Raw genomic sequence first — 22,861 nt, 5'->3', positions numbered from 1 at the left:
ACGCGGTCGCTCTCAGTGCGCACCCGGGGGCGAACCTCGGCGCGCCGCCCCTACGCTCCGGCCATGGACACTCGTCGCTCCGAGGATGACCGTCCGACCCCGCCCGGGGTGACCGCCTTCGTGCTCTGCGCAATCGCCGCCGTTCCCGCCCTGCTGTTCGGACTCGTGCTGAACATGTTCGGCGCCTGGGTCGGGCACGCCCAGTTCTGGTTCGGCGGTCCGATCCTCACCGTGGTGGGCGTCGGCCTCAGCATCGGCGCCGGCGTCTACGCCATGTCGCTCGGATCGATCTGGGGCGCCCTGCTCACGGCGAGCCCCGCCGCGCTGATCGGGCTGGCGTTCTTCATCGATTCCGGCGGGCCGCTGTTCGGCCTGATGTTCACGCCGATGGCGATCCTGCTCGGGATCCTGCTCGTGCTCACGACCGAGCACCGGCGACGCGCCGACGGTGAGGCCGACGCGGTCGACGCGCTGCTGCGGCTTCAGGAGCAGCGTCCGGTCGCCGCGCCGACCGCCGCGACCGCGGCCGCAGCGGCGGCGGCCGTGCCGGTGACGATCGAGTCGGTCGACGAGGGCCACGCCGACCCGGCGTCGCCCCGTCTCATGCCGTGAGCAAGGGCGCTGCACGGCGCCGCAGCGACGGGCAGCTGAGGTCGGGGCCTGCCCGGATGTCGCGACGCCCCACCGCGGCCGTGCCCGACATCCTGCTGCAGCCGGGCGAGCTCGGCTGCGGCCCCGACACGGCACTGCGGCCGGGCGACCAGCTGCGGTCGCCGCACTGATCGCGCGGGTCTCGGGTCGCGTCGCCTTCGGCGTCGCGACGCGATCACCGGTGCGTGCGGGGCTCCGCGATTCCGCTCGGGTCGGGGTCGTTCCCGTCGGCGTCGGCATCGAGGTCGGGCTCGGGGGCGACCTCCGGCTCGGCGTACTCGGCGATCTCGAGGAGCTCGGCCCGCATCGCGCGCCACCGAACGATCGCGGTCGCGACGCCTCCGACGGCGATCAGGCCGCCGACGAGCGAGCCGTTCGCGAACGCGACCAGGCCGAAGATCGCCGCGATCACCCCGGCGGCGATCGGAGCGTAGTAGTGGACGGCGATCACGACGGCATCTCGAGCGGCACCCGCTCAGTATTGCCCAACGCGCGGTCGCAGGTCCGTGTGATGGCGCAGTGGAGAGCATGCGCGCACGGCATCACTCCTCGCAGCCCGGAGTGACCTTGGTCCGCGGCGCCGCCCGGCATGCGGCGTAGCGTGCGAGGCCTGAGAGGCGCAGGCAGCGACGAAGGAGGACGGCGATGAGAGTGCTGGTCGCCTACGCGAGCAAGTACGGCGCGACCGAGGGGATCGCGCAACGCATCGGCGAGGCGCTGACCGGGCGCGGGCTCGAGGTCCACGTCATGAGATGCAAGGACGTGGCCGAGGCATCCGGCTACGACGCCTACGTGGTCGGCTCCGCGACCTACGAGTTCAACTGGCGCAAGGCCGCGAGGAAGTTGGTCGAGCGCAACGTCGAGGTGCTCGCCGCGAAGCCGACCTGGCTGTTCGCGAGCGGCCCGCTCGGCACCGAGGAGGTGGATGAGGAGGGCAAGGACGTGCTGAAGGGCGCCGAGCCCAAGCAGTTCGCGAAGTACGAGGACCTCGTGCACCCGCGCGGAACGCAGGTGTTCCGGGGCGCGTACGACCACGACAAGATCCACGGCGCCGACCGCGTCATCGTCTGGATGCCCGCGATCCGCGACATCATGCCCGAGGGCGACTTCCGCGAGTGGGACGCGATCGACGCGTGGGCGTCGACGATCGCCGACGAGCTGCTGGGAGCGGCCGCTCGCCCGTGAGGCCGGCGGCCGCGGCGACCCCGACGCCCCTGCGCCACCTGCGCGGCCTCCGCGCCGGTACGACTGGCGCGCGGCATGCCGAAGTGGCGCAACCGTGGCGGGACATGCGCGAACCCGGGACTCGCGATGAGGTGGCGGTGCACTACGCCGCGAGGCGCTCACCGGCGCCGGAACGGCCCTCCGCAGAGCGCGGCGGCTCGTCTGCGGCGAGCTCGGCCTTCGTCGGCGCGAAGACGCTGCGGATCACGAGGTCGAAGAGCCGGTCGGGCAGCAGACGACGCAGTCCGACGATGAACTTCGCGCTGAACGGCGTCGCGTAGCGGGTGCGCGGGCGCCGCGCGGTCGCGGCATCCGCGATCGTGGCCGCGACGACGTGCGGCTCGGTCGACGCCGCCGACCGGTCGGCCGCTTCGAGGGTGCGCGCGAGCGCGCGCGCCTGCGCGGCATACGCCGTCTCGCCCGAGCGCTCGAGCGCGCTGCGACGAGAGATGCCGTTCCATTCGGTGCGGACTCCGCCCGGCTGAATGACGACGACGCGGATGCCATGCGGCTCGAGCTCGACGCGGAGCGAGTCGCTGAGGCCCTCGACGGCGAACTTCGTTGCGTGGTACCAGCTGCCGAGCGGTTCGTAGATGCGCCCGCCGATCGAGGAGATGTTCACGATCGTGCCCGAGCGGCGCTCGCGCATTCCGGGCAGAACGAGCTGGGTGATGCGGGCGAGGCCGAAGACGTTGACCTCGAACTGGCGCCGCGCCTCGTCGATCGGCACGTCCTCGAGCGCGCCGTACGAGCCGTACCCGGCGTTGTTGACGAGCACGTCGATACGGCCCTGCTCGGCGATGATGCGGTCGACCGCGGCGCGAACCGACGCGTCATCCGTCACGTCCATCGCGATGGCGTGCCCGCCGGCGTCGATGAGTCCCGACATCCGCTCGGCTCGCCGTGCCGCGCCGTAGACCGTGACGCCGCGACGCAGCAGTTCCAGTGCGGTCTGCTCGCCGATGCCCGACGAGGCACCGGTCACCAGGGCGACCTGTCGTTCCATGAGCTTGTTCCTAACCGGTTGGTTACTTCGGATGCTCCGAGTGAAGCACGTTTCCGCACCGTTTGCAACTAAACGGTTATATACTCGCAGGATGGCACGCAATGCTGACCTCACCCGCGCCCGCATCCTCGAGGCGGCGACCGCCGAGTTCTCGGCACGCGGCATCGCGGGCGCCCGGGTCGATCGCATCGCCGACGCCGCCGCCTGCAACAAGGCACTGCTCTACTCGTACTTCGGCAACAAGGAGCAGCTGTTCGACGCCGTCTTCGCCGCGCTCGTGGCACGCTTGGTCGCCGAGAACCCCATCGACCCCGAGCACCTCGACGCCTACGCGGGCGAGCTCGTCGACTCGTACGTCGCCCGCCCCGAACTCGTGCGCCTCGCACTGTGGGACCGCCTCGAGCGCGGTGGCGCCGGCATGCGCTCCCCCGAGCTGCTGGCGACGGATGCCGCGAAACTCGCGTCGATCGCCGACGCCCAGGCCTCAGGCGCGGTCTCGTCTCGGTACTCCCCCGCCGAGGCCCTCGCGATCGTGACCGTGCTCGCCTCGATCTTGCCGGTCCTGCTCGAGGGCGACTCCGACGCGCGGGTGCGCGAGGTGGTGACGACCGCGGTCGCCCGCCTCCTGAGCTGAACGGGAACGACCGCTACAGCAGGATCGACAGCGGGTGCTCGATCCGGTGCACGAAGGCCGCCAGCCACTGCGCCGCGAGTGCGCCGTCGAGCACGCGATGGTCGGCCGAGAGCGTCACGGTCATCACCATGCTGACCGTGAGCGCGCCGTCCTCGACGACGGGCAGCTGGCGTGCGGCCCCGACGGCGAGGATGCCCGCGTGCGGCGGGTTGATGATGGCCGAGAACTCGGTCGTTCCGTACATGCCGAGGTTCGACACGCTGAAGCTCCCGCCCTCGAGCTCTTCCTGCCTGAGCCGGCCGGAACGGCCACGATCGGCGAGGTCGGCGACCGCGGCCGCGACCTCCCCGAGTCCCATGCGGTCGATGCCCCGCACCACGGGGGTGAGAAGGCCGCCGTCGATGGCGATCGGGACCCCGATGTCGACGGACCGGTGACGTTGGATCGCCGTCTCTCCCCAGGTCGCGTTCGCCTCCGGAACGTCGGCGAACGCGCCGGCGCAGGCCTTCAGCACGAAGTCGTTCACCGAGACGCGGACCGACGACGCCTCGTTCACCCGGCGACGGAGCTCCAGCAGCTCGTCGACGCGGCAGTCGGCCGTCAGGAAGAAGTGCGGAACGGTCGTGGCGCTCTCGGTGACGCGCCGCGCGATGGCCCGCCGCATCGGAGTGAGCGGCACCTCCTCGACGGATGGCTCGGGGGCCGCCGCGCGCGCCCCGAGAAGGAGATCCTCAGCAACCCCTATCAGTACCGGCGCAGCGACGCGGCGCAGACGAGCTGACGGCGCGGCCGATACGCGAACGCCTGGTCCCGGCCCCCCAGGGGCCGGGCTTTCGTCATGTCGGGCGCGCCCCTTGCCCTCACACGCTCCATGTGGCATGTTCGCAGTCGGATGTTGACGTAAACATCCGATCTCGCGGCGGCGCAGCGACGCGCCGGAATCGATTGGAGCTTGCATGAGACGAACACTCGCCATCGCCCTCGGGGCGGCCCTCCTGATGCCGGCGGCGCTGTCGACGCCGGCATGGGCGAACCCCGCGATCGGACCGACCGGAACCGGCGAGTTCCGCGGCGTGAACTGGGCCGACCCCCGCGACAACTACGCCGACGACGAGGTCGTGCCCTCCGGACTGAGCACTCACGACGACTACGCCACGACGTTCGCGAAGGCATCCGGCATCATCCTGGAGTTCCGTCGTGAGGTGCGCGCCAACACCGTTCGACTCCCGATCAACCCGTCGAGCGTCGGCACCGGCTGGTGGGACTCGTACCAGGGTGCGATCGACGCGGCGGTCGACAACGGGTTCAAGGTCATCCTCAGCTACTGGGAAGCCGACGACGCCAAGGACGGCCGGGTCGACGACCCGGCCGCATTCGATGCGATGTGGGACACCGTGGTCGCCGAGTACGGATCGAACCCGCGGGTCTACTTCGAGCCGATGAACGAGCCGTTCGGCTACTCGCTCGACGAGTGGGTCTCACTGACCTCGGGCTGGCTCGACGACCACGCCGACGTTCCGAGGAAGCGCGTGATCATCTCCGGCACCGGGTACAACGACGACGTCACGGGCGTCGGCGCCGCCGAGGAGCTCGACGGCACGTTGCTCTCGCTGCACTTCTACGGGTTCTGGGCCGACCACACCACCGAGGACGAGTGGAAGCAGAACCTCCTCCCCCGCATCGGCGAGTACGGCTGGCGGACGGTCGTGTCCGAGGCGGGCTCGCCCATGACGACCGGGCTGAACTACGGCAACCATGAGGGCGACGTGTACACGTCGTACCTCGGCGCCCTCACCGAGGTGGCACGCGACCAGGGCATCGGCATCGTCTACTGGCCGGGCCTGCGCACGAACGACGCCTACACCCTCACGGAGATGGTCGGCGACGGGGACCTCGAGGTCACGAACGAGTCCGGCCTCGCGCAGCTGCAGTGGGGCTGGGGCCTCCTGAAGGAGGAGCAGCTCAACGACCTGCCGCCCGCCCCGCCGGGCGAGCCCATCGTGAGCGTGCAGCACGGCGTCTGCGTCGACGTGCCCGGCTTCTCCACGACCGCCGGCACGAAGCTCGGCCTCTGGTACTGCAACGGCGGCGGAAACCAGTCGTTCGACTGGACCGCGGAGAAGGAGCTCACGGTCTACGGCGACATGTGCGTCGAGGTGGCGGGTGACGTCGCCGCCGGCAGCGGGCTGATGATCGCCGACTGCACGGGAGCAGCCGACCAGCAGTGGGAGCTGAACGCCGACCTGACGATCAGCAGCGTCGCGGACGCGGGACTGTGCCTGGCCGCGCCCGAATCGGAGTGGGGAATCGCGCTCGCTGCGTGCGACGCCACGGCGACGACCCAGCAGTGGACTCGCGGATAGCGGAACCCGACGAGGGAGCGTTGCGGACGCCCGGCCTGCGCGGCAGGTCGGGCGTCCGCCGTGTGCGACCAGGTGGCGCGTGGGCGGGCCCGGTGTCACCTCACCGGGGCATCCCACTCGAAGCCGTCGGGGTCGACGACCGCGCCGCCGTCCCCGTTGATCCGGATGCGGTGCGAGCCGGAGCCGTCGGGCGAGACACCGGCCGACTTGGCGAGCGCACGTCGCCGGTAGAGCCCGAGGCCGATGGGGCTGCCAGGCAGGTCGAAGTCGACGTAGCTGCCGAAGCTCTTGCCGACGGCGAGGCCGCGCTCCGTGTAGAAGCGCTTGCTGGCCGGCACGTCTTCGACGCCGAGCAGGAGCACGACATGGTCGAACGCGCGGCTCGCCGGCGCCGAGTCCTTCTTGGTCGACGTGGCGAGGTTCCAGATCGCGCCATCCGGGGCCTGCACCACGCCGCCGAAGCCCCAGAGCGACTTCGCGAGCGGCTTCAGGATGTCGGCGCCGGCGGCGACCGCCGCGTCGAACAGGGCAGTCACGTTCGCCGGTTGCGGCGCGACCAGCGACATGGTGTACCCGCGGAAGCCGTCGGTCGCGGCAGCCGTCGCCGCGGTGCGCACCCGGCCATCGAGGTCGAAGGCGTCGCGATAGAAGCGGGCGGATGCCTCGGGGTCGGGGGCGCCGAGGGTGATCGAGTCGATGCGGGCGAGGGTCGTGGTCTCTGTGGTCATGTCGGCGACGCTACGCGGGGCGCTCGGGGCCCGCTTCTCGATTCCTGATGGATGTCGCGGCGCGCCGTTCACGCCGGTTCGCTCCCGTCTTCGACGAGCGGTCCGGGCAACCGCTCGAACCCGCGTCGCCGCAACCCACGATCGGGTACCGCTCCCCTCGAGTGCGCCGGGCCAAACGTCCCTGCCGAGTCGGCGGGCCCGGGCTAGCCTCGCGCCATGACTGCTGCCGCAACCCCGCAGACCGATCGCTGGAACGTCTGGGCGATCGTCGCCATCATCACGGTGTGGTTCACCGTGATCCTCGGCCTGATCTTCGGCCACGTCGCGCTGTCGCAGATCAAGCGCACGGGCGAGCGCGGCCGCGGCCTCGCCCTCACCGCCGTGATCGTGGGCTGGCTCGCCGTGGTGGCGGGCGCGCTCCTCGCGATGTTCCTGCTCATCTTCGGCGGCCTGGCCATCTCGAGCAACGGCGGCTAACAGCCGGGCCCGACGCGGCGAATGCGCGAGTCCCGGGTTCTTGCGGGTCCGCGCCGTCGGACCCCTCAGCGCTGCGCGCTCCCGGAGACCGCGACACCGAGGGCGTCGACCGCTTGGGCGAGCTGCTCAGCGGTGATGGACCGGCCCAGGTACTGCAACACCAGCCCGTCGATCGCGGCGAACATTGCTCGATCGAGGGCTTCGCTGCCCGGCAACCCGAGCATCGACCGCCCCTGCGCGAGCTCGCTGACGTACCGCTGGTACAGCGTGCGGACCGCCGGCTGGAGGTCGGGACGTCGACTCGCCTCGAGGACCATCTCGAACTGGAACACCTGCAACGCGGGCTCGGAGAGGACGTTGTCGACCAGGGCCGAGCGGAACGACTCGGCGTCGCTCGCATAGTCGGCGAGGTTCGCCAGCCCGATCGAGCGCTCCATCGACCATTCGAGCGCCGCGGCGAGCAGCCGGTCGCGCGTGCCGAAGTGGTGGGCGATGAGGGTGTTGTTGACGCCGGCCTCGTCGGCGACGGCGCGGAACGTCATGCCGCGCATGCCCTTCGCGGCCACGACGTGCACGGTCGCGGCGAGCAGGGCCTCCCGGCCGTCGCCGTGGTTGAGCGGTCGGCGCCGGGGTTCGGTCATGCGCACCAGTGTAGGCACGCGGACGGGTTCGCCCGCGGCATCCGTTGACATCGAACTAAGCATGTGCTTAGCTTACCCGCATCGAAGCTCAGCACTTGCTTAGTTTGGTCGAGGACGACCGGCGGTGCTCCCCATCCGAAGGAAACGACGATGTCTCCAGATCCCAACCCACACGCCGACCCCGACGGGTCGGAGGTCGACGTGGTCGTGCTCGGTGCCGGCTTCGCCGGCCTGACCGCCGCCCGCGAGCTCACGCAGCGCGGCCTCTCGGTTCGGATCCTCGAAGCCCGCGACCGGATCGGCGGCCGCACCTGGTACGCCGAGGGGCTCGGGCGCGGTCTCGAACTCGGCGGCACCTGGGTCCACTGGACGCAGCCGCACGTCTGGGCCGAGCTCGCCCGTTACGGCATCGGCACGGTGCCGAGCCCGACACCGGTGATCGCGCACTGGTGGGAGGACGGCGCGCCGCGATCGGGCGACCCCGACGAGCTGCTCGCCCGGCTCGACGAGCCGAACCGCCGCCTGACCGCCGACTCGCGGCACGTCTTCCCGCGCCCCTTCCAGCCGCTCGATCAGCGCGACCTCGTCGCATCCGTCGACCATGAGACGATCGCGGATCGCATCGCCGCGCTCGACCTGAATCCGGCGGACCGCGCCCTCCTCGAGACGTTCTGGACCCTCAACGTCAACGGCTCGATCGAGCAGGCTGCGTACACGCAGGCGCTGCGCTGGGTCGCGCTCACCAACGGCGACTGGGCCGTGAACTTCGAGGCGTGCGCCTCGTACAAAGTCGAGGGCGGCACGGGCCGCCTCGCGCACGCCATCGCGGATGACTCCGACGCCGAGCTGCGCTTCGGCACCGTCGTCGAGGCGATCGAGCACGACGACGACACGGTCTCGGTGACGACCGCCGACGGGCACGTCCACACCGCCCGATACGCCATCGCGACGTTCCCGCTCGCCACGCTCGCCAGGGTGCGAGTCGCTCCCGAACTCCCTCAGCCCCTGCGGACCGCGGCGAGCGGCGGCCAGACCGGCCTCGGCACCAAGGTCTGGTTCCGCCTCGAGGGCGTGACCGAGCCGTTCGTCGCGTTCGGCGAGAAGGACTGGCCGCTGAACTTCTTCCAGGGCGAGTACCCCGACGGCGACGGGATCATCGTCATCGGCTTCGGCTCCGACGCATCCGCCATCGACCCGACGGATGCCTCGGCGATCGAGCAGGTCATCGGCCGGCTCATCCCCGGCGCACGGGTCACCGCGGTGGAGGCGCACGACTGGGTCGCCGACGAGTACGCCGGCGAGACCTGGCCGATGCACCGGCCCGGGTACCTGTCGGGCGCGCTGCCCGGGTTCCATGCCGGACAGGGCCGCCTGCGATTCGCGGGCGCCGACTACGCCCACGGCTGGGGCGGCTTCATCGACGGCGCCATCGAGAGCGGACTGATCGAAGCCCGCCGCATCCTCGCCGAGTACACCGACGTCGACGTCGACGATCGGCTCCTGGCCGCCCGCGCCTGAGCGCCACGGCCCGCCCCATCCCCTGATCAACCGCACCACGTGAAGTCCAAAGGAGGACATCATGAGCATCGACACCCAACCGAAGCTGACCGCGTCGGATGTGGCGCACGGCACCGCGCTGAAGCCGAACAGCCTCGGCTTCGTCGGCATCGCCTTCTTCGTCATCGCCGCTGCGGCGCCCATGGCCGCGTTCGTCGGCGCCGGGCCCGTGCTGTTCTCGATCATGGGGCCGGGCGTTCCGCTCGTCTACCTCATGGTCGCGGTCGTCATCGCGCTCTTCGCCGTCGGCTACCTCAAGATGAGCCGGCACATCGTGCACGCCGGCGGCTTCGTCGCCTACATCGCGCGCGGGCTCGGCCGCCACGCCGCGACGGGGGCCGCGGGCATCGTGATCGTCACCTACATCGCGCTACAGGTGGGCTTCTGGGCCCAGTTCGGCGTGTTCGCCCAGCAGCTGGTCGCCGGATGGCTCGGCCTCGACCTTCCCGTCTGGGTCTGGGCGCTCGGCTTCATCGCCGTGACCACGGTGCTCGCGATGCGGGGGGTCGACCTGAACCTCAGGGTGCTCGGCATCCTGCTCGTGCTCGAGATCGCCGTGGTGGCCATCCTGGTCGGCGGCATCGTCCTCGGCTCCGGGGGCAACGCGCCATCCCTCGAGAGCTTCAGCCCGTCGCAGCTCGCCAACCCCGGCTTCGGCGTGGCCGTGCTGTTCGTCTTCGCGTGCTTCACCACGTTCGAGGCCACCACCGTCTTCAGCGAGGAGGCGCGCAACCCGCGCCGTACCATCCCGCTGGCGCTGTACGCCGTGATCCTCTTCGTCGCGATCTTCTACACGGTCGCCACGTGGGCGGTCAGCTTCGCCGTGGGCCCCGACAACGTGCAGCAGGCGGCCTCCGACGACCTGGCGGGCGTCATCTTCGGCCTCGCCGCGACGTACGTCGGTCCGTGGCTGGATGTCACGATGCAGGTGCTCGTCGTGTCGAGCTTCATTGCGATGCTCATCGGCATGCAGAACATGTTCGCCCGGTACGGGTTCGCCCTGGCTCGCGCGGGCGTGCTGCCCAAGCCGCTCGCCCGCGTCGGCCGGCGCTCGCACGCGCCCGCCGCTGCGGCGCTCGCCAACGGCGTGATCGTCGCGATCATCGTGACCGGCTTCCTGCTCGCCGGCGCCGACGCGATCGAGGTCGTCTACGCATGGTTCGTCGCGCTCGGCACGGTGGGCTTCATCGTGATGATGGCGCTGGCCTCGCTGGCGATCGTGGTGTTCTTCCTTCGCGAGAAGTCCGAGCGCGGGTTCTGGACGACGAAGGCCGCGCCCGCCGTGTCGCTCGTGCTCGTCGTCGCGGTCCTCGTGATCGCGCTGCAGAACTACGACGCGATGCTCTTCAGCGAGGGCGCGACCGCGAAGCTCCTGCTCTGGCTCATCCCCATCGCCTTCGCCGTCGGCGCGGTCCTCCCGCGCCTCAAGAAGGACATCGACTACGACACCGTCACGTCGGCCGCCAGCTGACTCCGCTTTCCCGTTCCACGAAAGGACCCACGATCATGACCGACACCACGCAGGCCCCCGGCCGGACCGCTCACGACTACGTTCCCGTCGAGGACTGGCCCGACGTCACCGCGATGCTCGACGGCTTCGGCGCGCCATCGCTCGACGCCACCGACGACCTCGACGGCGTAGAGTTCGACATCGCCTTCGACAACGGATGGACCATCGCGCACCGCTTCGCGGGCGGCGCCGTCACCTGGACCATCGTCGGCGGCGACGGAGTCGGCATGACGGGCACCCACCCGTACCGGGCCGTCGAGGCACGACCCGGGCTCTACTTCGTCGACTTCATCAAGGGCGAGGGCGCGCACGCGAGCGACGTCTCGATGGTCGTCGACCGCACCGACGGTCGCGTGACGGTCGCCGACTCGAGCTTCGTCGACCGGGATGGCGCGGTGCGCATGCACACCGAGATCCTCACGGGTCGCATCGCCGGCACCGGCCCGGTCGAACCGCTCCGCCGGTCGAACGAGCTCGTCGGCAAGCGCATCTTCTACCGCTACAGCCCGACCGAGCACTACGAGCACATCTACCTCAACGCCGGCACGTTCGTCTGGTACTGCGTCCGCGGCGCCGAGCAGGGCCTCGGCGACGTCGACGCCGCCAGCGCGTACGAGCTCGGCGACGGCATCGTGATGCTGCACTGGAGCGAGTCGGTCATGCCGGTCGAGTCGTTCCTGGTGATCGACCTCGTGAACGAGCGCTCGATCGGCCGGATGTTCTGCTGGGACGGCCCCACGCTCGCACCCGTGCACCTGCCGTTCGACAGCCGCCTCACGGTGCTCAGCGACACCGCGTACCCCACCGACTGATTCCACGGTCGACCGACTGATCCATGGAGGACACCATGCCCACCACCGAATCCACGACGATCCTCGAGACGATCACCGCTCCGCCCGAGATCGGCCGTCCCATTCCGGATGCCGCGACGCGCGAGATCATCGGCCACGCGCCGGTGCACGGCGTCGCCGACCTCGATGCCGCAGTCTCCGCCGCCCGGTCGGCGCAACCCGCGTGGGCCGCGCTCGGACACGGCGAGCGCAGCCGCATCCTGCACGCCATCGCCGACGAGATCGAGGCGAACGCCGAGGAGCTAGCCGTGCTGCTCTCACGCGAGCAGGGCAAGCCACTGAACGGGCCGAACGCCCGCTTCGAGGTCGGCGCCTGCGCCGCATGGGTGCGGAACGCGGCCGACACCGCGATCGAGCCCGAGGTCGTCTTCGAGGACGGCCCGGCTCGCGCCGAACTGCACTACGAGCCGCTCGGCGTCGTCGGCGCGATCGGCCCGTGGAACTGGCCGATGATGATCACGGTCTGGCAGATCGCGCCGGCGCTGCGAATGGGCAACGCGGTCGTCGTGAAGCCGAGCGAGTTCACGCCGCTGTCGGTGCTCGCGATGGTGGAGGTCGTCAACCGGCGCCTCCCCCAGGGCGTGCTCACGGCGATCGCCGGCGACCGCGAGGTCGGGGCCGCCATCGCCGCGCACCCGGACATCGACAAGATCATGTTCACGGGCTCGACCGCGACCGGCCGGAAGATCGTCGAGTCGTCGGCGCACAACCTCGCCCGGCTCACGCTCGAGCTCGGCGGCAACGACCCCGGCATCGTGCTTCCCGGTACGGATGTCGCGGCGCTCGCCGAGAACCTCTTCTGGGGCTGTTTCATCAACACCGGTCAGACGTGCGCGGCGCTGAAGCGACTCTACGTGCACGAGTCGGTCTACGACGAGGTCGTCGAGGCGCTCGCCGAGCTGGCCAGGGTCATGCCCATGGGTCGCGGGCTCGACGAGGGCAACGTGCTGGGTCCGCTCCAGAACGAGCCGCAGTTCGACATCGTCAGCCGGCTCGTCGACGACGCGCGGGCGCGCGGCGCCCGAATCGTCGCGGGCGGCGAGCCGGCGCCGGAGCTCGGTCCGCTGTTCTACCGCGCGACCGTGGTGGCCGACATCGAGGATGGCGCGGCGCTCGTCGACGAGGAACAGTTCGGTCCCGTCATCCCGGTCGTGAAGTACACGGATGTCGACGACGCGATCGCGCGCGCGAATGCCTCCGAGCAGGGTCTCGGCGCGTCCGTGTGGTCGAACGACCCGGAGGCGGCCGTCGAGGTCGCCCGTCGGATCCAGGCCGGTACCGTGTGGATCAACCAGCACGGCGCGGTGAACCCGAACGTGCCGTTCGGCGGCACCAAAGCGTCGGGCTACGGCCACGAGTTCGGCATCCACGGTCTCAAGGCGGTGTCGTCGCCGAAGGTGATCTCGCGCTGATCGCCGCGCGACCCGCCCGCCGCCTGCGCCACTTCGGCGTGCTGCGCGCCATCCCGACCGGCGCAGAGCGTGCCGAACTGGCGCAGGCATGGGCGGCGAGCGGATGGCGCGGGCCAGTTCGCATGCCGCGCCCCCGGCTCCGCGCCGCCGGCGTTACGCCGCCGAGGTCGCCCCCGCGCGCCCTGACCGCTCGAGCTCGTGCAGCCACGCCAGCGTCGAGGCTTCCAGCCGCTCGGCGAGTGCGGGGTCGTAGTCGGCGCTCGCCGGGTCGGCGAAGAGGTGCGCCGACCCCGGATAGCGCTCGAGCGTCCCATGCGCTTCGGACACCAAGGCGTCGGCGATGTCGAGATCGACCCAGGGATCGTGCTCGGTCGTGTGCACGGCGAGCGCGACATCCGTCGGCCAGGGGGTCTCGAAGACCGCCGACGGGAGGCAGCCCGAGATGAGGAGGGCACCGCGGGCTCCTGGTCGGGTCTGGGCGAGCAGCTGCGCCGGACCGGTGCCGAGCGAGAAGCCGGCGTAGACGAGGTCGGTCGGCAGCGACTGGGCCGCCGCGACCGCGCGATTCGCGAGCTCGGGGATGCCGATCTCGTCGCGGTAGGCGACGCCCTCGTGGAGCGTCGCGAACACCTTGCCGTCGTAGTAGTCGGGCGTGTGCACGATGTGCCCCGCCGTGCGCAGCGCCTCGGCGAACGCGAGGACTCCGTCGGTGAGTCCCTGGCCATGGTGGAAGAGGAGGATCTCGTTCATATTGGACAGTGTACAACTCAATTGATCGCCGTACAATAGCTGCATGGCACGGACCGCCGGACAACGCGCAGGCCTGACTCGGCAGCAGGTCACGGATGCCGCGATGGAACTGCTCCGCGAGGGCGGGCTCGACGCTGTGTCGATGCGACGCGTGGCCGATCGGCTCGGAGTCGCACCGAACAGCATCTACGCGCACATCGCCGACAAGGCCGCTCTCGTCGACGAGCTGATCGATGCGATGCTCGGCGGCGTCCCGACGCCGACCGACGACGGATGGCGCGCCCGGATCGAGCGCGTCATGCGGGACAGCCGGCGGGAGCTGCTCGCGCATCCCGACCTCGTGCCATTCGCGCTCGTGCGCCAGTCGGTGGGGCCGAATGCACTGCGACTCGGCGAGGTGACGCTGGGCGCGCTCCGCGAGGCCGGCCTCGACGGTCCGGCCGCCGTGACCGGCCTCCAGGTGCTGCTGGTGCACACCATCGGATCGGCGGCGTTCGAGACCGGACGCGCGCAGGACCCGGAGCCCGCGGCACGCCGTCGGCGCGGGCAGGAACGGGCGGCGGACTTCGGCGGCCTGACCGCGGAGCTCAGTGAACCCATCTCCCGCTGGAGCGGCGACGAGATCTTCGAACGCGGCCTCGGCTGGCTGCTCGACGGACTGGTGTCCGACGCCGCGCCCGACGCCTGGTGACACCGCAGCCCGCCGGATCCACCTCGAGGATGACTTCGCGTCGATGAGGGCGTGCGCGGCGGCGAGTGCAGCGAGGATGGCACGGTGACCGATTCCACCCTCGAGCCCGCGACCCGATTCCGTGTGAGGCTCGCACCCCAGGCGGCGCGTGTCCTCCTCGTCGGGATCGTCGCCGTCGCGCTGGGCGGGGCGACCTCGCTCGGCCAGACGTTCCTGCCGGAGGAGGCCGCATCGCTCGCCAATTCCGTGACGGGATGGACGCTGCCGACGGTCGCGCTCGTCTTCGTCGTGGCGCGGTCGTTCCCCGAGGCCGCCGTGACCGGCGCGGTGTCGTTCGTCGCGCTCACCGTCGGCTACGCCGTGGTGTCGACGCTGCGCGGCTTCCCGTTCGACCCCATCTCGTGGGCGGTCATCGGCCTGATCGCCGGACCCGTGGTCGGCGCGGCGACCTTCGCGCTGCGGAGATCTCCGAGCGAAGCGGCCGTCGGCGGCGGGCTGCTGGCCGGGACCCTGATCGGCGAGGGCATCTACGGGCTGACGGCGATCGCCGCGACGACCAGCCCGGTGTTCTGGTGGGCGGCCATCGCGGTCGGATGCGCGATCCTCGTGGCCGTGGCGGCGCTGCGGCTCCGCGACATCCGCTCGACGCTGGTGATGGTGTCGGTCGCCGTACTGGTCGCGGCGCTTTTCGTGGCCGCCTACCTGGCGCTGCCCACCGTGTTCCTCGTGCTCTGATCGCCGTTGGTACGCGCACCGAAGTACCGGCGGACGCTGGTCAGGAGGTCGGCCACCATCCGCTCGGAACCGTGATGTCGAGACGGGGGATGCGCAGCAGGGGGAGTTCCGAGCCCGCGGAATCGGCGAACGAGAGCACCGAGACGTGGAGCAGCGCGTCATGCGTGACCGGTCGATAGTAGTCGTACCAGGCGCGGCAGTTCACCTCGATCTCACGGCAGACGGCCGGGAAGTCCCGGCCCTCGTCCACCGAGTCGACTTCCGGCTTCCGCGCCGTCGGATTCGCGAGGGCGATCCGGTCGGCGAGGAGAATCGCATTCCGTGCGCGCAGGGAGCCGGTGCCCGCGAGCGCGAAGCTGTAGTCGACGCCGATCGTGAGCAGTCGCCGGGCGCCCGCGCCCTCGCCCAATTGCACGATCGGTTCGAGCACCTCCTGCAGCGTCGCGGCCAGCGAGGCGCCGGCAGTGACCGGGCCGACCGGTGGCACGGAGATGCTCGGGATCACCGGGGTCGTGAACCCGACCAGCGGCGTGCCGAAGACGAATCGCGCATTCGTCCGTGCCGGCTGGTCCTCGGTCGCCCCCTCGGCGAGCGACGCGTTGCGGATCACCTGGCAGTCCAGCCTGGCGGTCTGGCGTGTGAGCACATCGAGATCCGGCCAGTCCACGTTCAGTGCGCACCCCTCACGGGGCATCGCGTCAGCGAACTCGTACACTGCCTCTCGGGCACTCTGCGGGGTCGCGACCACGTCGTTGATGAGTGGCCAGACGACGTCACCGGTGCCCGGTGCCCGGACACGCAGACGCGCGGGCGCGACGAACGCGTCGGCGAAGTCGACGTCCAGGTCGATCGACGACCCGACACCGGGCGCGGGCGCACCATGCGGCTTCCCGGCCACTCCGTCGGCCCACGGCACCGGAACACCGAGTCGGCGCGCCCACGCGCCGGCCACGTCCTGGACCTCCCTCAGGTAGAGCCCGAGCACGTCGGCGGGTTCCGGCGTCTCAGAGCCGGCGACGATGCCGTTCCACCACGCGCGGATCGTCGGCCACGCGGTCGTGAACGATGCGAGTGCCTCGAAGAGGGTCGGCGCCGCGGCGGCACTCCGTTCGACCGCCTGGATCGGGAGGTTGACGTGGACGCGCAGTCGCAGCGTGTCCTGGGCCTCGACCGACGGCAGCGACAGCCTCGTCCGGTAGTCCCAGCGCAGGTATCGCGCCAGCGGGTTCTCCCCGTCACGGTCGGTGACCGCGCCCGATGACGGCGCGGCCTGTACCGCGGCCTGCGACTCCACGGCGGGAGTGGCGGGGTACCGGCGCTGCGGGATCGGCACGGTGAGTCGGCCGAGGGCGAAGCGCAGCGGATCGCCCGGTCGGTCGAGCACGACTCGCAGCCACTCGGAGGGCTCGTACCCGTCGGTCTCCTCCGATGCCAGGTGCTCGAGGAACCGCGCGCTCCACTCGAGCTCGAGTGGCAGGCTGGCGTGCGCGCCCGGGTCCCCGGCCGAGATCGTGAAGGTGAGGTACGCCGGGTGCGATCCCGTGGTCGGCGCCAGCGCGACCCGGGCGCTCGACACGGTCGGCGCTCCGGTCGTGTTCGCCCCCGCCGCGGAGCCCCCCGCTGGGCGTATTCCGCCGAAGAGGCGCGCCGGGCCGCCCTCACCCTCACCCTCGCGCTCGCCCTCGACCTCGATGTCCACCGGCACCTGCGCGATGGTCGCATTGCCGAACGCGGCGCCGAGCGAGGCGAGCGCCGTCTGCTCGAGATGATCGCGAGCGGTCTCGAGATCGCCCGTGGGCGACCCTGCCGGCGCCGGGTCGTACACCGGCACCACCCCCTCCGCGAGGCACTGCGCCAGGGTCGCCTTCACCTGCATCAGGTGGGCATACGTGGCAGGATCGAACGCCGCGATCGCGCCTGCCGAGGCGGGGCGGAGCATCTCGTCGAACGCGAGCAGGAACCGCTCCGCCCATACGTCGAGATCCACGCCTTCGAAAGTCCGCCCGACGTACGTCGGCGACGGTCCGGCGCTCAGATCGGGCACCCTCGCGGTCGCGCTCTCGAGGTGCAGCGACAGCGGCGCGAGCGCGAAGTACGCAGCGCCCCCACCCACCTGGACATGCACCCCCGACGTCCGGCTCCAGCGAAGCACCCAGAGGAAGGCACTGTCAGCGTCGGCGCGCATCGCGTCGGGACGGACGGCGAGGCGCGCCATCCCGTCGCCGCCGTCGAACCCGGCGAACACGGCCTCGAAGTCGGTCGCGAACTCGGTGAGCGCGACGTCGGACTGCACCGGCTCGCCGGTCGCGATCGCGCGCGCCTGGGCCTTGGCGGTGCCCGCCGAAGGCGGTTCGAGGTCGGCGACGAGGGATGCCGCGTTCCGCGCCGACTTCACCACGGAACGCCCGTCCGGGCTGACGTAGACGAGATCCTCGGGGCGGCACATCGTGAGCGTCACCGACAGGGGCAGGACGTCCTCACCCGCGGACCGGAGTGCGGTCGGGTCGATCGGGAGCGTGATGGTCGCGTCGGCAGTCTGCCGCCCATCGGTCCCGAGCACCGCGATGATCCGGCGCGCGTAGTCCAGCAGCTCGACGCGCAGCTCGTTGGATTGCCATGCCGGAAGCACCGACGTCGTGACGACAGCGCTCGTCCGCGGATCCGCGAGCTGCCAGACCACCGTCGTCAGCTGACGCTCGGCGTCCGCGCGACCGGTGACGGCATCCGAGTCGAACCGCAGCCGGAGCGAGAGCGTCGGACCCTCGCTCGGATCCGTCACGAACCGGTACGCGATGCTCGTGCCCGGCCATTCTCCGGGACTCCACAACGGGTCGTTGTACCGCACGTCCAGGCCGACGCGATGGGTGCCCCCGTCGAGCGTGTTGCCGAAGACATCGAGCACGCGGAGCTCGAGCGGCACCGTCGACCCGACGGCCGCATACGGGTCGGTCGTTCCGTCCCCGAGGTCGGCCGTTCGCTGGGTGACGAATCTCGACACGGGGACGACCTGCCGGTAGGTCTGCACGTCGGTTCCCGCACGGGCCGAGACCTCGTCGTCGACGACGGGACCGAGCGCGAGGCTCCAGAGCGAGGAGGCGAACGTCGCTGCTCCGGCATCGGCGACCACGCGGAACTGGAGCAGGTGGTAGAGCTGGGCGACCCAGTCCGCCTCGTACAGCCCGGGCGCCACCTCGGCGCGGATCACCTGCTCGACTCCCCACCGGGCGCCGAACGCGACACACCCCGGCGGGTAGGCGGGCGCGAGGCTGGTCAGTGCGGCGCCGTCCCGAACCATCTCGAGGTGGAGGGTGCCTGCGTACTCCGGGTCGATCCGTGCGGCGAACGCGTTGTGCCATCCGCTGAAGTCGACGCCGGCCGGGAACTGCACCGCGATCGTGAGCGTCGCGGTGTCGCCGGACGGCACACCCTCGACCGGCGGGACCGTCGGGGGCGAGAAGATCTCGGCCGGCAGCCCCTGCCCGTCGACGGTCACGTACTGGAGGGTCGTGCCGGCCGTCCGGACGACGCTCACCTCCCAGAGCAACCGGAGGAATCCGTTCACGTCGTCGATCCTCGCGGTGCTCGGCCCGAGGAGGTCGTCGTGGGCCGACAACGCCAGCGCAGCGCCGGCCAGGGCCGGCTGGCTGGTCGTGGAGAGGTTGGTCTTCGCGAGGAGCACCCGACCAGGTTCCAGGGCGTCGGAGCGGTAGCCGCTGCCCGGGGCGTCGTAGAGCACGTGCACCGTCGCCCCGGCGAGAACGTCGGCATGCGCTTCGGCCCCGGCCAGGAGTGCTTGGATGCGGCCACGGGTCTCGTCGTCGGTGCCGTCGACCCGATACACGAACGGCGCATACGGAGAGACGGGACGTCCTGCGTCGGACTCGAACTGCGCGTCGCGTGCTCGGGCGACGAGGTGCACCGTGACCGGGATCAGGAGCACCGGTCGCGGAATGATCTCCGGCGGCGTGGCATCCGGACCCCCGGGGTCGTCTTGCGAGACCCGCAGCTCGAGCGAGCCGGATGCGGCCTCGGCGAGCACGTCCGGCGGCAGCGGCACCACGAACGTGTCGTCCTGCCCAGGAGCCGACCAGAAGAGCCGGGTGCGCGCGGCGATCCTGCGGACGTTCGCCTGCGCTGCCGGGATCGCGTCGACCGCGATCGTCCCGCCGTCCTCCGGTGCGGTCGCGAGCAGACCGAGGTCGCCGGCCCCCAGCGTCGACCAGGTCGGCACCGGCGCGGGAGGCAGCTCCGCCACCGGCATCGTCGAGGTGACGCTGTCCGCTCCGCCCGCGAACTTGATGCACGCGCTCAGGCGCCCGGGTGCGGCGCCCAGGCGCAACGTCGCCGAGATCGTGGCATCCGCTGAGTCGACGACGAACTGCTGGCCCGTCAGAGCGACGCCCGCGGCGATGCGGAACGATGCCGGGTCGAATGGACCGGTTGCCGGGACGCTGCTGGGTTCGGGGAGCCGGAGCCCGCTGAGGAGGTATCGCGAGGCAATGCCGCCGATCTCCGCGGCGATCTCGGCCGGGTCGGCGGCCGCCGGAGCCGAGCTGTCGTGCAGGTGGGCGAGCTGGCGCGCAACCGTGAGCAGGTAGTCCTGCAGCACGATGTCGGCCAGCGGCGGGCCGGCATCGTCCGTCGCCGCGCGGTCCTCGGTGCGCGCGGCCGCCGAGCCGAGCGCGAGTTCGGCGAAGTAGTCCGCGACGGCCTCCGGATAGTCCCCGGGCGTCAGCGCCTGCTCCGCGAAGTCGGTCGTCGTGCCCCGGTACGTCATGCAGAGTTCGCTGAACATGGGGAAGAACGACAACGACTGCTCGGGCGGTGCGTCGCCGTCGCCTCCGACGCCCAGCTCCACGGCGTCCAGGACGAACCGGATCTCGTCCTCGAGGAATCGGCTGAGCGCCGACCACCAGTCCTCGGGAGCTGCCGCGGTTCCCTGGCCCAGGGCGAGCACGACGTCGCTCCACCCGCCCCCTGGGGCATAGGTGCGGAGCAGCCAGTCGCCGAGCGCGTCGAGCAGCACCTCGAGCGGCGTCGGCGCCTCGTCACCGGGTGGCGTGGCGGCGCCGGACGGCGAGGCGGCGGGGCATCCGATCCCCAGACCGGCAACCGCGTGGAGCGTTCCCGGCGCGTCAGCGGGGTAGACCGCCGACGGCTGGAGCAGGAACCGCAGCGGGACCTCCCGCAGGCGCGGCGGCGCGGGATCCATGCGCGGTGGTGCGGACGCGTCGATCGCGGCGGCGGCGGCGATCAGCCGGGTCTCCAGTCGATCCGGGCCGATGGCCACCCATTCATTCATGCCGGCGAAGGCGGGATTCCGGGGCCCGTCGATGGTCGCTCCGGGCGTCACCCCGGGCGAGATCTCGAACGTCTCGGTGATGGTGGTCTTGAAGCCGACCGAGATCGTGACGAACGCGATGCGAAGACTCGCCTCGACCCGCACGGAAGCGGAGACCCGAACGGAGCTCGCGTACCCCGTCTCCAGTGCGAGGCCGGCCGAGACCGACAACCGCACGAGGACCGAGAGCTTGACGACCTTCAGGTCGACCCTGCCCTGCAGCACGCCCGTCAGGCTCGCCGTCGCCGCGAACCAGAAGTAATCGGGAGGTCGCGACAGGCTCGCGCCGGACCCGTCGAGCGCCGATCCCGTCGGCTGCGGCGGGGCCTTCCATGCGAGAAGGCCTTGGAACGTGGCCTGGAGCGTGAGCGTCAACTCCGCCGAGAACGGCCCGCTCGCTATCGAACGCCCGAGCCCGAACCAGGCCCCGAGGCCGAACTCGAGGATCGGGTTGTACGACTCGGATGCGGCGACGAGCGCGGATCCACGTTCCCGAAGCGCCCTCCCTCCGCTGGCGGGGTCGTCGCCGCTGCGAAGCTTGGCGAACATGAATCCGCCGCCGCCGGTGAAGATCGCGAACTGCACGCCGATGGAGTTCTCCCCCAGCGGCCATCCCACGCTGACCTTGAAGTCGCCGTTCGTGTAGATCCAGATCTTGAACGAGGGCACGGTCACCGAGACCGCCCCGAGCTGGATCGTGCGGAACTTCTCGGGCAGCGTCAGCGCGCCGTAGTAGACGCCCAGCCCGTCGCCGAGCTTCTGGTAGAGGATCTCGAGCATGAGCCCTGCGAACGCGTCGGCAGTGCAGGTGATCTCCATGCCGTAGAGCGCCGGATCGTTGAACACTGCGCGGACGCACCACCCCCGTACGTCGACGTCGGCCGCGATGAACCAGTTGCGCTCGGGGTCGTAGTACGTCTTCGCAAGCTCGATGACCTTCGCGGGGTCGTTGGTGGTGAAAGCCTGTTCGAGTTCGTCGAACATCTGGGTCAGCGGGTCGTCGGCGTGCACGTCGACCTCGGGTCCGAACCGCTGGCCGAGCCCCAGGTAGTGCACGCGGAAGTTCGGCGCCTCGGCTGGTGGCGCCGGGAACGGGAACGCGACGATCTCGCGCTTGCCGGCCGGCGCCGGCTCACCTCGTCTGCGCGCCTCATCCACGAGCGCCGGCTGCGCGTCGAAGGTCACGACGGCGCGCAGGTCGAGACCGGACTTCCCCGGGTCGTACGTGACGATCAGGCTGTGCACGGTGAACTGCGGCTCGATCGTGATCCAGCCCGGGATGTCGCCTCCGGGGAGGTGCACGCCTGCAGAACCGTTCGAGAAGAGTTCGATCACGAACTCGACGGCCGGCTCGTGCGCGAGCTCGACGGTCAGGTACGGCGCGATGTCGACGTCGAAGACCTTGCTCCAGAGCGCACTCGACTGGAGCGTCGCGACACCCTCGAGTGCGTCGATGCCGATCATCCGAGCGATCGCCGCGACCATCGCGCCCAGGTTCAGCCGCGTGGGCTTCTGCTCGTCCGCCGTGTAGGGCCCGAATGTGACCACGGTCGGGCCGGCACCGAGCGCGACCTCGAGAAGTAGCGGGTAGTCGTGCTCACCCACCTCTAACTGCGCCACGACGCCGAGCGTGAGCCGCGGGCCCGGCCTGGCCGACGTTCCGTCGTCCGCGACCGGCGCGGCCGGATCCGGTCGCGGCTCGAGCGCAGAGCCGGGACCAGGCTCGGGCCCGGATTCGTCGTCGGTATCGTCTGCGTCAGGAGTCATGCGGGTTCTTCGGACTTCTCATTCGTCACGCCGACGACGCCACCCCTGATACCGATCACGTCGTCGATGATCCAGAGTGGATCATCGGGCCACTCCGCCGAGATGATGATCGTGTAGAGCTTGGGGTCATTCGGCTTCTCCGTGCCCGGCACCTTCAGGTGGGCCTTATTGACGGTCCATTCGAGCTGCTCGAGCTTCTCGAAGGCCTTGTCGAGCGGTGGAGGGAAGTCCACGGCCGCCGGCAGCGATACGTGCAGGTTCTTGTCAACCCATTCAGTCAATTGCTTGATCGTTCCGAGCTTCATCGGTCCGGGTAAGGCGAGGTCGATTCCTTTCTTCTTCATTTCAGTGATGTCGGAGGTCGACACGGGAATCGCGTAGCCCCCGACTTGAAACGTGACGCCGACCACCACTTCGCGATCCGGCTGGGTTCCGGCGTCAAGCGGAACAGGCCGTGGGGTCTGGTGGTACTCGATATCGGACATGTGCGGTGCTCCGTTTCTTGACTTGTGCCGTTGGCGTT

General features: G+C 70.7%; 19 protein-coding genes. 11 read left to right on the top strand and 8 right to left on the bottom strand.

Translation table 11 applies throughout. From position 1 onward, the window contains the following. Positions 1-63: 63 nt before the first annotated feature. Positions 64-612 (top strand): hypothetical protein, encoded by a 549-nt coding sequence (locus tag AC3RKB_RS10185; RefSeq protein ID WP_491435987.1) that lies wholly within the window; start codon positions 64-66, stop codon positions 610-612. Positions 613-826: 214 nt separating this feature from the next. Here AC3RKB_RS10185 and AC3RKB_RS10180 read toward each other — a convergent pair whose 3' ends face one another. Next, positions 827-1,102, bottom strand: a complete 276-nt coding sequence (locus AC3RKB_RS10180) for a hypothetical protein (RefSeq protein WP_491435985.1) — start codon at positions 1,100-1,102, stop codon at positions 827-829. Between the two features lie 194 nt (positions 1,103-1,296). Between AC3RKB_RS10180 and AC3RKB_RS10175 the strand changes: the two genes are divergently transcribed. Then, entirely contained in the window at positions 1,297-1,836 is a 540-nt protein-coding gene (locus AC3RKB_RS10175) for a flavodoxin domain-containing protein (RefSeq protein WP_491435984.1), read from the top strand. 142 nt (positions 1,837-1,978) lie between these two features. Here the strand turns inward: AC3RKB_RS10175 and AC3RKB_RS10170 are convergent, their stop codons facing one another. Then, positions 1,979-2,881 carry an oxidoreductase gene (locus tag AC3RKB_RS10170; protein WP_491435982.1) on the bottom strand — a complete coding sequence of 301 codons (903 nt, stop codon included), beginning with the start codon at positions 2,879-2,881 and terminating at the stop codon, positions 1,979-1,981. A gap of 91 nt (positions 2,882-2,972) precedes the next feature. Here AC3RKB_RS10170 and AC3RKB_RS10165 point away from each other — a divergent pair, with 91 nt between their 5' ends. Then, positions 2,973-3,515: a TetR/AcrR family transcriptional regulator gene (locus AC3RKB_RS10165; RefSeq protein ID WP_491435981.1), complete on the top strand. Its 543-nt coding sequence runs from the start codon at positions 2,973-2,975 to the stop codon at positions 3,513-3,515. A gap of 13 nt (positions 3,516-3,528) precedes the next feature. On the opposite strand, the gene AC3RKB_RS10160 is transcribed toward AC3RKB_RS10165, so the two are convergent. Continuing rightward, the gene (locus AC3RKB_RS10160) at positions 3,529-4,395 is read right to left on the bottom strand and encodes a 2-oxo acid dehydrogenase subunit E2 (RefSeq protein WP_491435980.1); all 867 of its coding nucleotides are present in this window, start codon (positions 4,393-4,395) and stop codon (positions 3,529-3,531) included. 76 nt (positions 4,396-4,471) lie between these two features. On the opposite strand from AC3RKB_RS10160, the gene AC3RKB_RS10155 reads away from it, so the two are divergent. Then, positions 4,472-5,878 (top strand): ricin-type beta-trefoil lectin domain protein, encoded by a 1,407-nt coding sequence (locus AC3RKB_RS10155; RefSeq protein WP_491435979.1) that lies wholly within the window; start codon positions 4,472-4,474, stop codon positions 5,876-5,878. Between the two features lie 95 nt (positions 5,879-5,973). On the opposite strand, the gene AC3RKB_RS10150 is transcribed toward AC3RKB_RS10155, so the two are convergent. Then, positions 5,974-6,606: a VOC family protein gene (locus AC3RKB_RS10150; protein WP_491435977.1), complete on the bottom strand. Its 633-nt coding sequence runs from the start codon at positions 6,604-6,606 to the stop codon at positions 5,974-5,976. A gap of 216 nt (positions 6,607-6,822) precedes the next feature. Here AC3RKB_RS10150 and AC3RKB_RS10145 point away from each other — a divergent pair, with 216 nt between their 5' ends. Beyond that, positions 6,823-7,083 (top strand): DUF4190 domain-containing protein, encoded by a 261-nt coding sequence (locus tag AC3RKB_RS10145; protein WP_491435976.1) that lies wholly within the window; start codon positions 6,823-6,825, stop codon positions 7,081-7,083. 65 nt (positions 7,084-7,148) lie between these two features. On the opposite strand, the gene AC3RKB_RS10140 is transcribed toward AC3RKB_RS10145, so the two are convergent. Next, a complete protein-coding gene (locus AC3RKB_RS10140) occupies positions 7,149-7,724 on the bottom strand; it encodes a TetR/AcrR family transcriptional regulator (protein WP_491435975.1) in 576 nt (191 codons plus the stop codon). Between the two features lie 150 nt (positions 7,725-7,874). Here AC3RKB_RS10140 and AC3RKB_RS10135 point away from each other — a divergent pair, with 150 nt between their 5' ends. The 4 genes from AC3RKB_RS10135 (at position 7,875) to AC3RKB_RS10120 (ending at position 13,054) form a co-directional block, all read left to right on the top strand. After that, a complete protein-coding gene (locus AC3RKB_RS10135; RefSeq protein ID WP_491435974.1) occupies positions 7,875-9,242 on the top strand; it encodes a flavin monoamine oxidase family protein in 1,368 nt (455 codons plus the stop codon). 61 nt (positions 9,243-9,303) lie between these two features. Next, complete coding sequence (locus tag AC3RKB_RS10130) at positions 9,304-10,752, top strand: APC family permease (protein WP_491435972.1); 1,449 nt, start codon at positions 9,304-9,306, stop codon at positions 10,750-10,752. Positions 10,753-10,787: 35 nt separating this feature from the next. Further along, complete coding sequence (locus tag AC3RKB_RS10125) at positions 10,788-11,603, top strand: MoaF C-terminal domain-containing protein (protein ID WP_491435971.1); 816 nt, start codon at positions 10,788-10,790, stop codon at positions 11,601-11,603. Between the two features lie 35 nt (positions 11,604-11,638). After that, complete coding sequence (locus tag AC3RKB_RS10120) at positions 11,639-13,054, top strand: aldehyde dehydrogenase family protein (protein WP_491435969.1); 1,416 nt, start codon at positions 11,639-11,641, stop codon at positions 13,052-13,054. A gap of 153 nt (positions 13,055-13,207) precedes the next feature. Here AC3RKB_RS10120 and AC3RKB_RS10115 read toward each other — a convergent pair whose 3' ends face one another. Beyond that, positions 13,208-13,804: a dienelactone hydrolase family protein gene (locus AC3RKB_RS10115; RefSeq protein ID WP_491435968.1), complete on the bottom strand. Its 597-nt coding sequence runs from the start codon at positions 13,802-13,804 to the stop codon at positions 13,208-13,210. A gap of 43 nt (positions 13,805-13,847) precedes the next feature. Here AC3RKB_RS10115 and AC3RKB_RS10110 point away from each other — a divergent pair, with 43 nt between their 5' ends. Both AC3RKB_RS10110 and AC3RKB_RS10105 read left to right on the top strand, forming a co-directional pair. Beyond that, a complete protein-coding gene (locus tag AC3RKB_RS10110; RefSeq protein WP_491435967.1) occupies positions 13,848-14,495 on the top strand; it encodes a TetR/AcrR family transcriptional regulator in 648 nt (215 codons plus the stop codon). Between the two features lie 84 nt (positions 14,496-14,579). Further along, positions 14,580-15,230 (top strand): DUF6518 family protein, encoded by a 651-nt coding sequence (locus AC3RKB_RS10105; protein ID WP_491435966.1) that lies wholly within the window; start codon positions 14,580-14,582, stop codon positions 15,228-15,230. A 40-nt stretch (positions 15,231-15,270) separates the two neighbouring features. Here AC3RKB_RS10105 and AC3RKB_RS10100 read toward each other — a convergent pair whose 3' ends face one another. Next, a complete protein-coding gene (locus AC3RKB_RS10100) occupies positions 15,271-22,191 on the bottom strand; it encodes a hypothetical protein (protein ID WP_491435965.1) in 6,921 nt (2,306 codons plus the stop codon). Between the two features lie 143 nt (positions 22,192-22,334). Next, positions 22,335-22,823, bottom strand: coding sequence for a hypothetical protein (locus AC3RKB_RS10095; protein WP_491435964.1), 489 nt, complete (start codon positions 22,821-22,823; stop codon positions 22,335-22,337). Between the last annotated feature and the right edge of the window lie 38 nt (positions 22,824-22,861).

The organism is Agromyces capsici (assembly GCF_058349965.1).
The sequence above is the reverse complement of the archived record's forward strand: the minus strand, read 5'-3'. Positions and strand labels throughout refer to the sequence as shown.

Coding starts and splice junctions, on each gene's coding strand:
- AC3RKB_RS10150 (WP_491435977.1), bottom strand. CDS start 6,606: ATGACCACAGAGACCACGACCCTCGCCCGCATCGACTCGATCACCCTC.
- AC3RKB_RS10175 (WP_491435984.1), top strand. CDS start 1,297: ATGAGAGTGCTGGTCGCCTACGCGAGCAAGTACGGCGCGACCGAGGGG.
- AC3RKB_RS10145 (WP_491435976.1), top strand. CDS start 6,823: ATGACTGCTGCCGCAACCCCGCAGACCGATCGCTGGAACGTCTGGGCG.
- AC3RKB_RS10130 (WP_491435972.1), top strand. CDS start 9,304: ATGAGCATCGACACCCAACCGAAGCTGACCGCGTCGGATGTGGCGCAC.
- AC3RKB_RS10110 (WP_491435967.1), top strand. CDS start 13,848: ATGGCACGGACCGCCGGACAACGCGCAGGCCTGACTCGGCAGCAGGTC.
- AC3RKB_RS10125 (WP_491435971.1), top strand. CDS start 10,788: ATGACCGACACCACGCAGGCCCCCGGCCGGACCGCTCACGACTACGTT.
- AC3RKB_RS10140 (WP_491435975.1), bottom strand. CDS start 7,724: ATGACCGAACCCCGGCGCCGACCGCTCAACCACGGCGACGGCCGGGAG.
- AC3RKB_RS10165 (WP_491435981.1), top strand. CDS start 2,973: ATGGCACGCAATGCTGACCTCACCCGCGCCCGCATCCTCGAGGCGGCG.
- AC3RKB_RS10135 (WP_491435974.1), top strand. CDS start 7,875: ATGTCTCCAGATCCCAACCCACACGCCGACCCCGACGGGTCGGAGGTC.
- AC3RKB_RS10155 (WP_491435979.1), top strand. CDS start 4,472: ATGAGACGAACACTCGCCATCGCCCTCGGGGCGGCCCTCCTGATGCCG.
- AC3RKB_RS10170 (WP_491435982.1), bottom strand. CDS start 2,881: ATGGAACGACAGGTCGCCCTGGTGACCGGTGCCTCGTCGGGCATCGGC.
- AC3RKB_RS10115 (WP_491435968.1), bottom strand. CDS start 13,804: ATGAACGAGATCCTCCTCTTCCACCATGGCCAGGGACTCACCGACGGA.
- AC3RKB_RS10185 (WP_491435987.1), top strand. CDS start 64: ATGGACACTCGTCGCTCCGAGGATGACCGTCCGACCCCGCCCGGGGTG.
- AC3RKB_RS10160 (WP_491435980.1), bottom strand. CDS start 4,395: ATGCCACATGGAGCGTGTGAGGGCAAGGGGCGCGCCCGACATGACGAA.
- AC3RKB_RS10095 (WP_491435964.1), bottom strand. CDS start 22,823: ATGTCCGATATCGAGTACCACCAGACCCCACGGCCTGTTCCGCTTGAC.
- AC3RKB_RS10120 (WP_491435969.1), top strand. CDS start 11,639: ATGCCCACCACCGAATCCACGACGATCCTCGAGACGATCACCGCTCCG.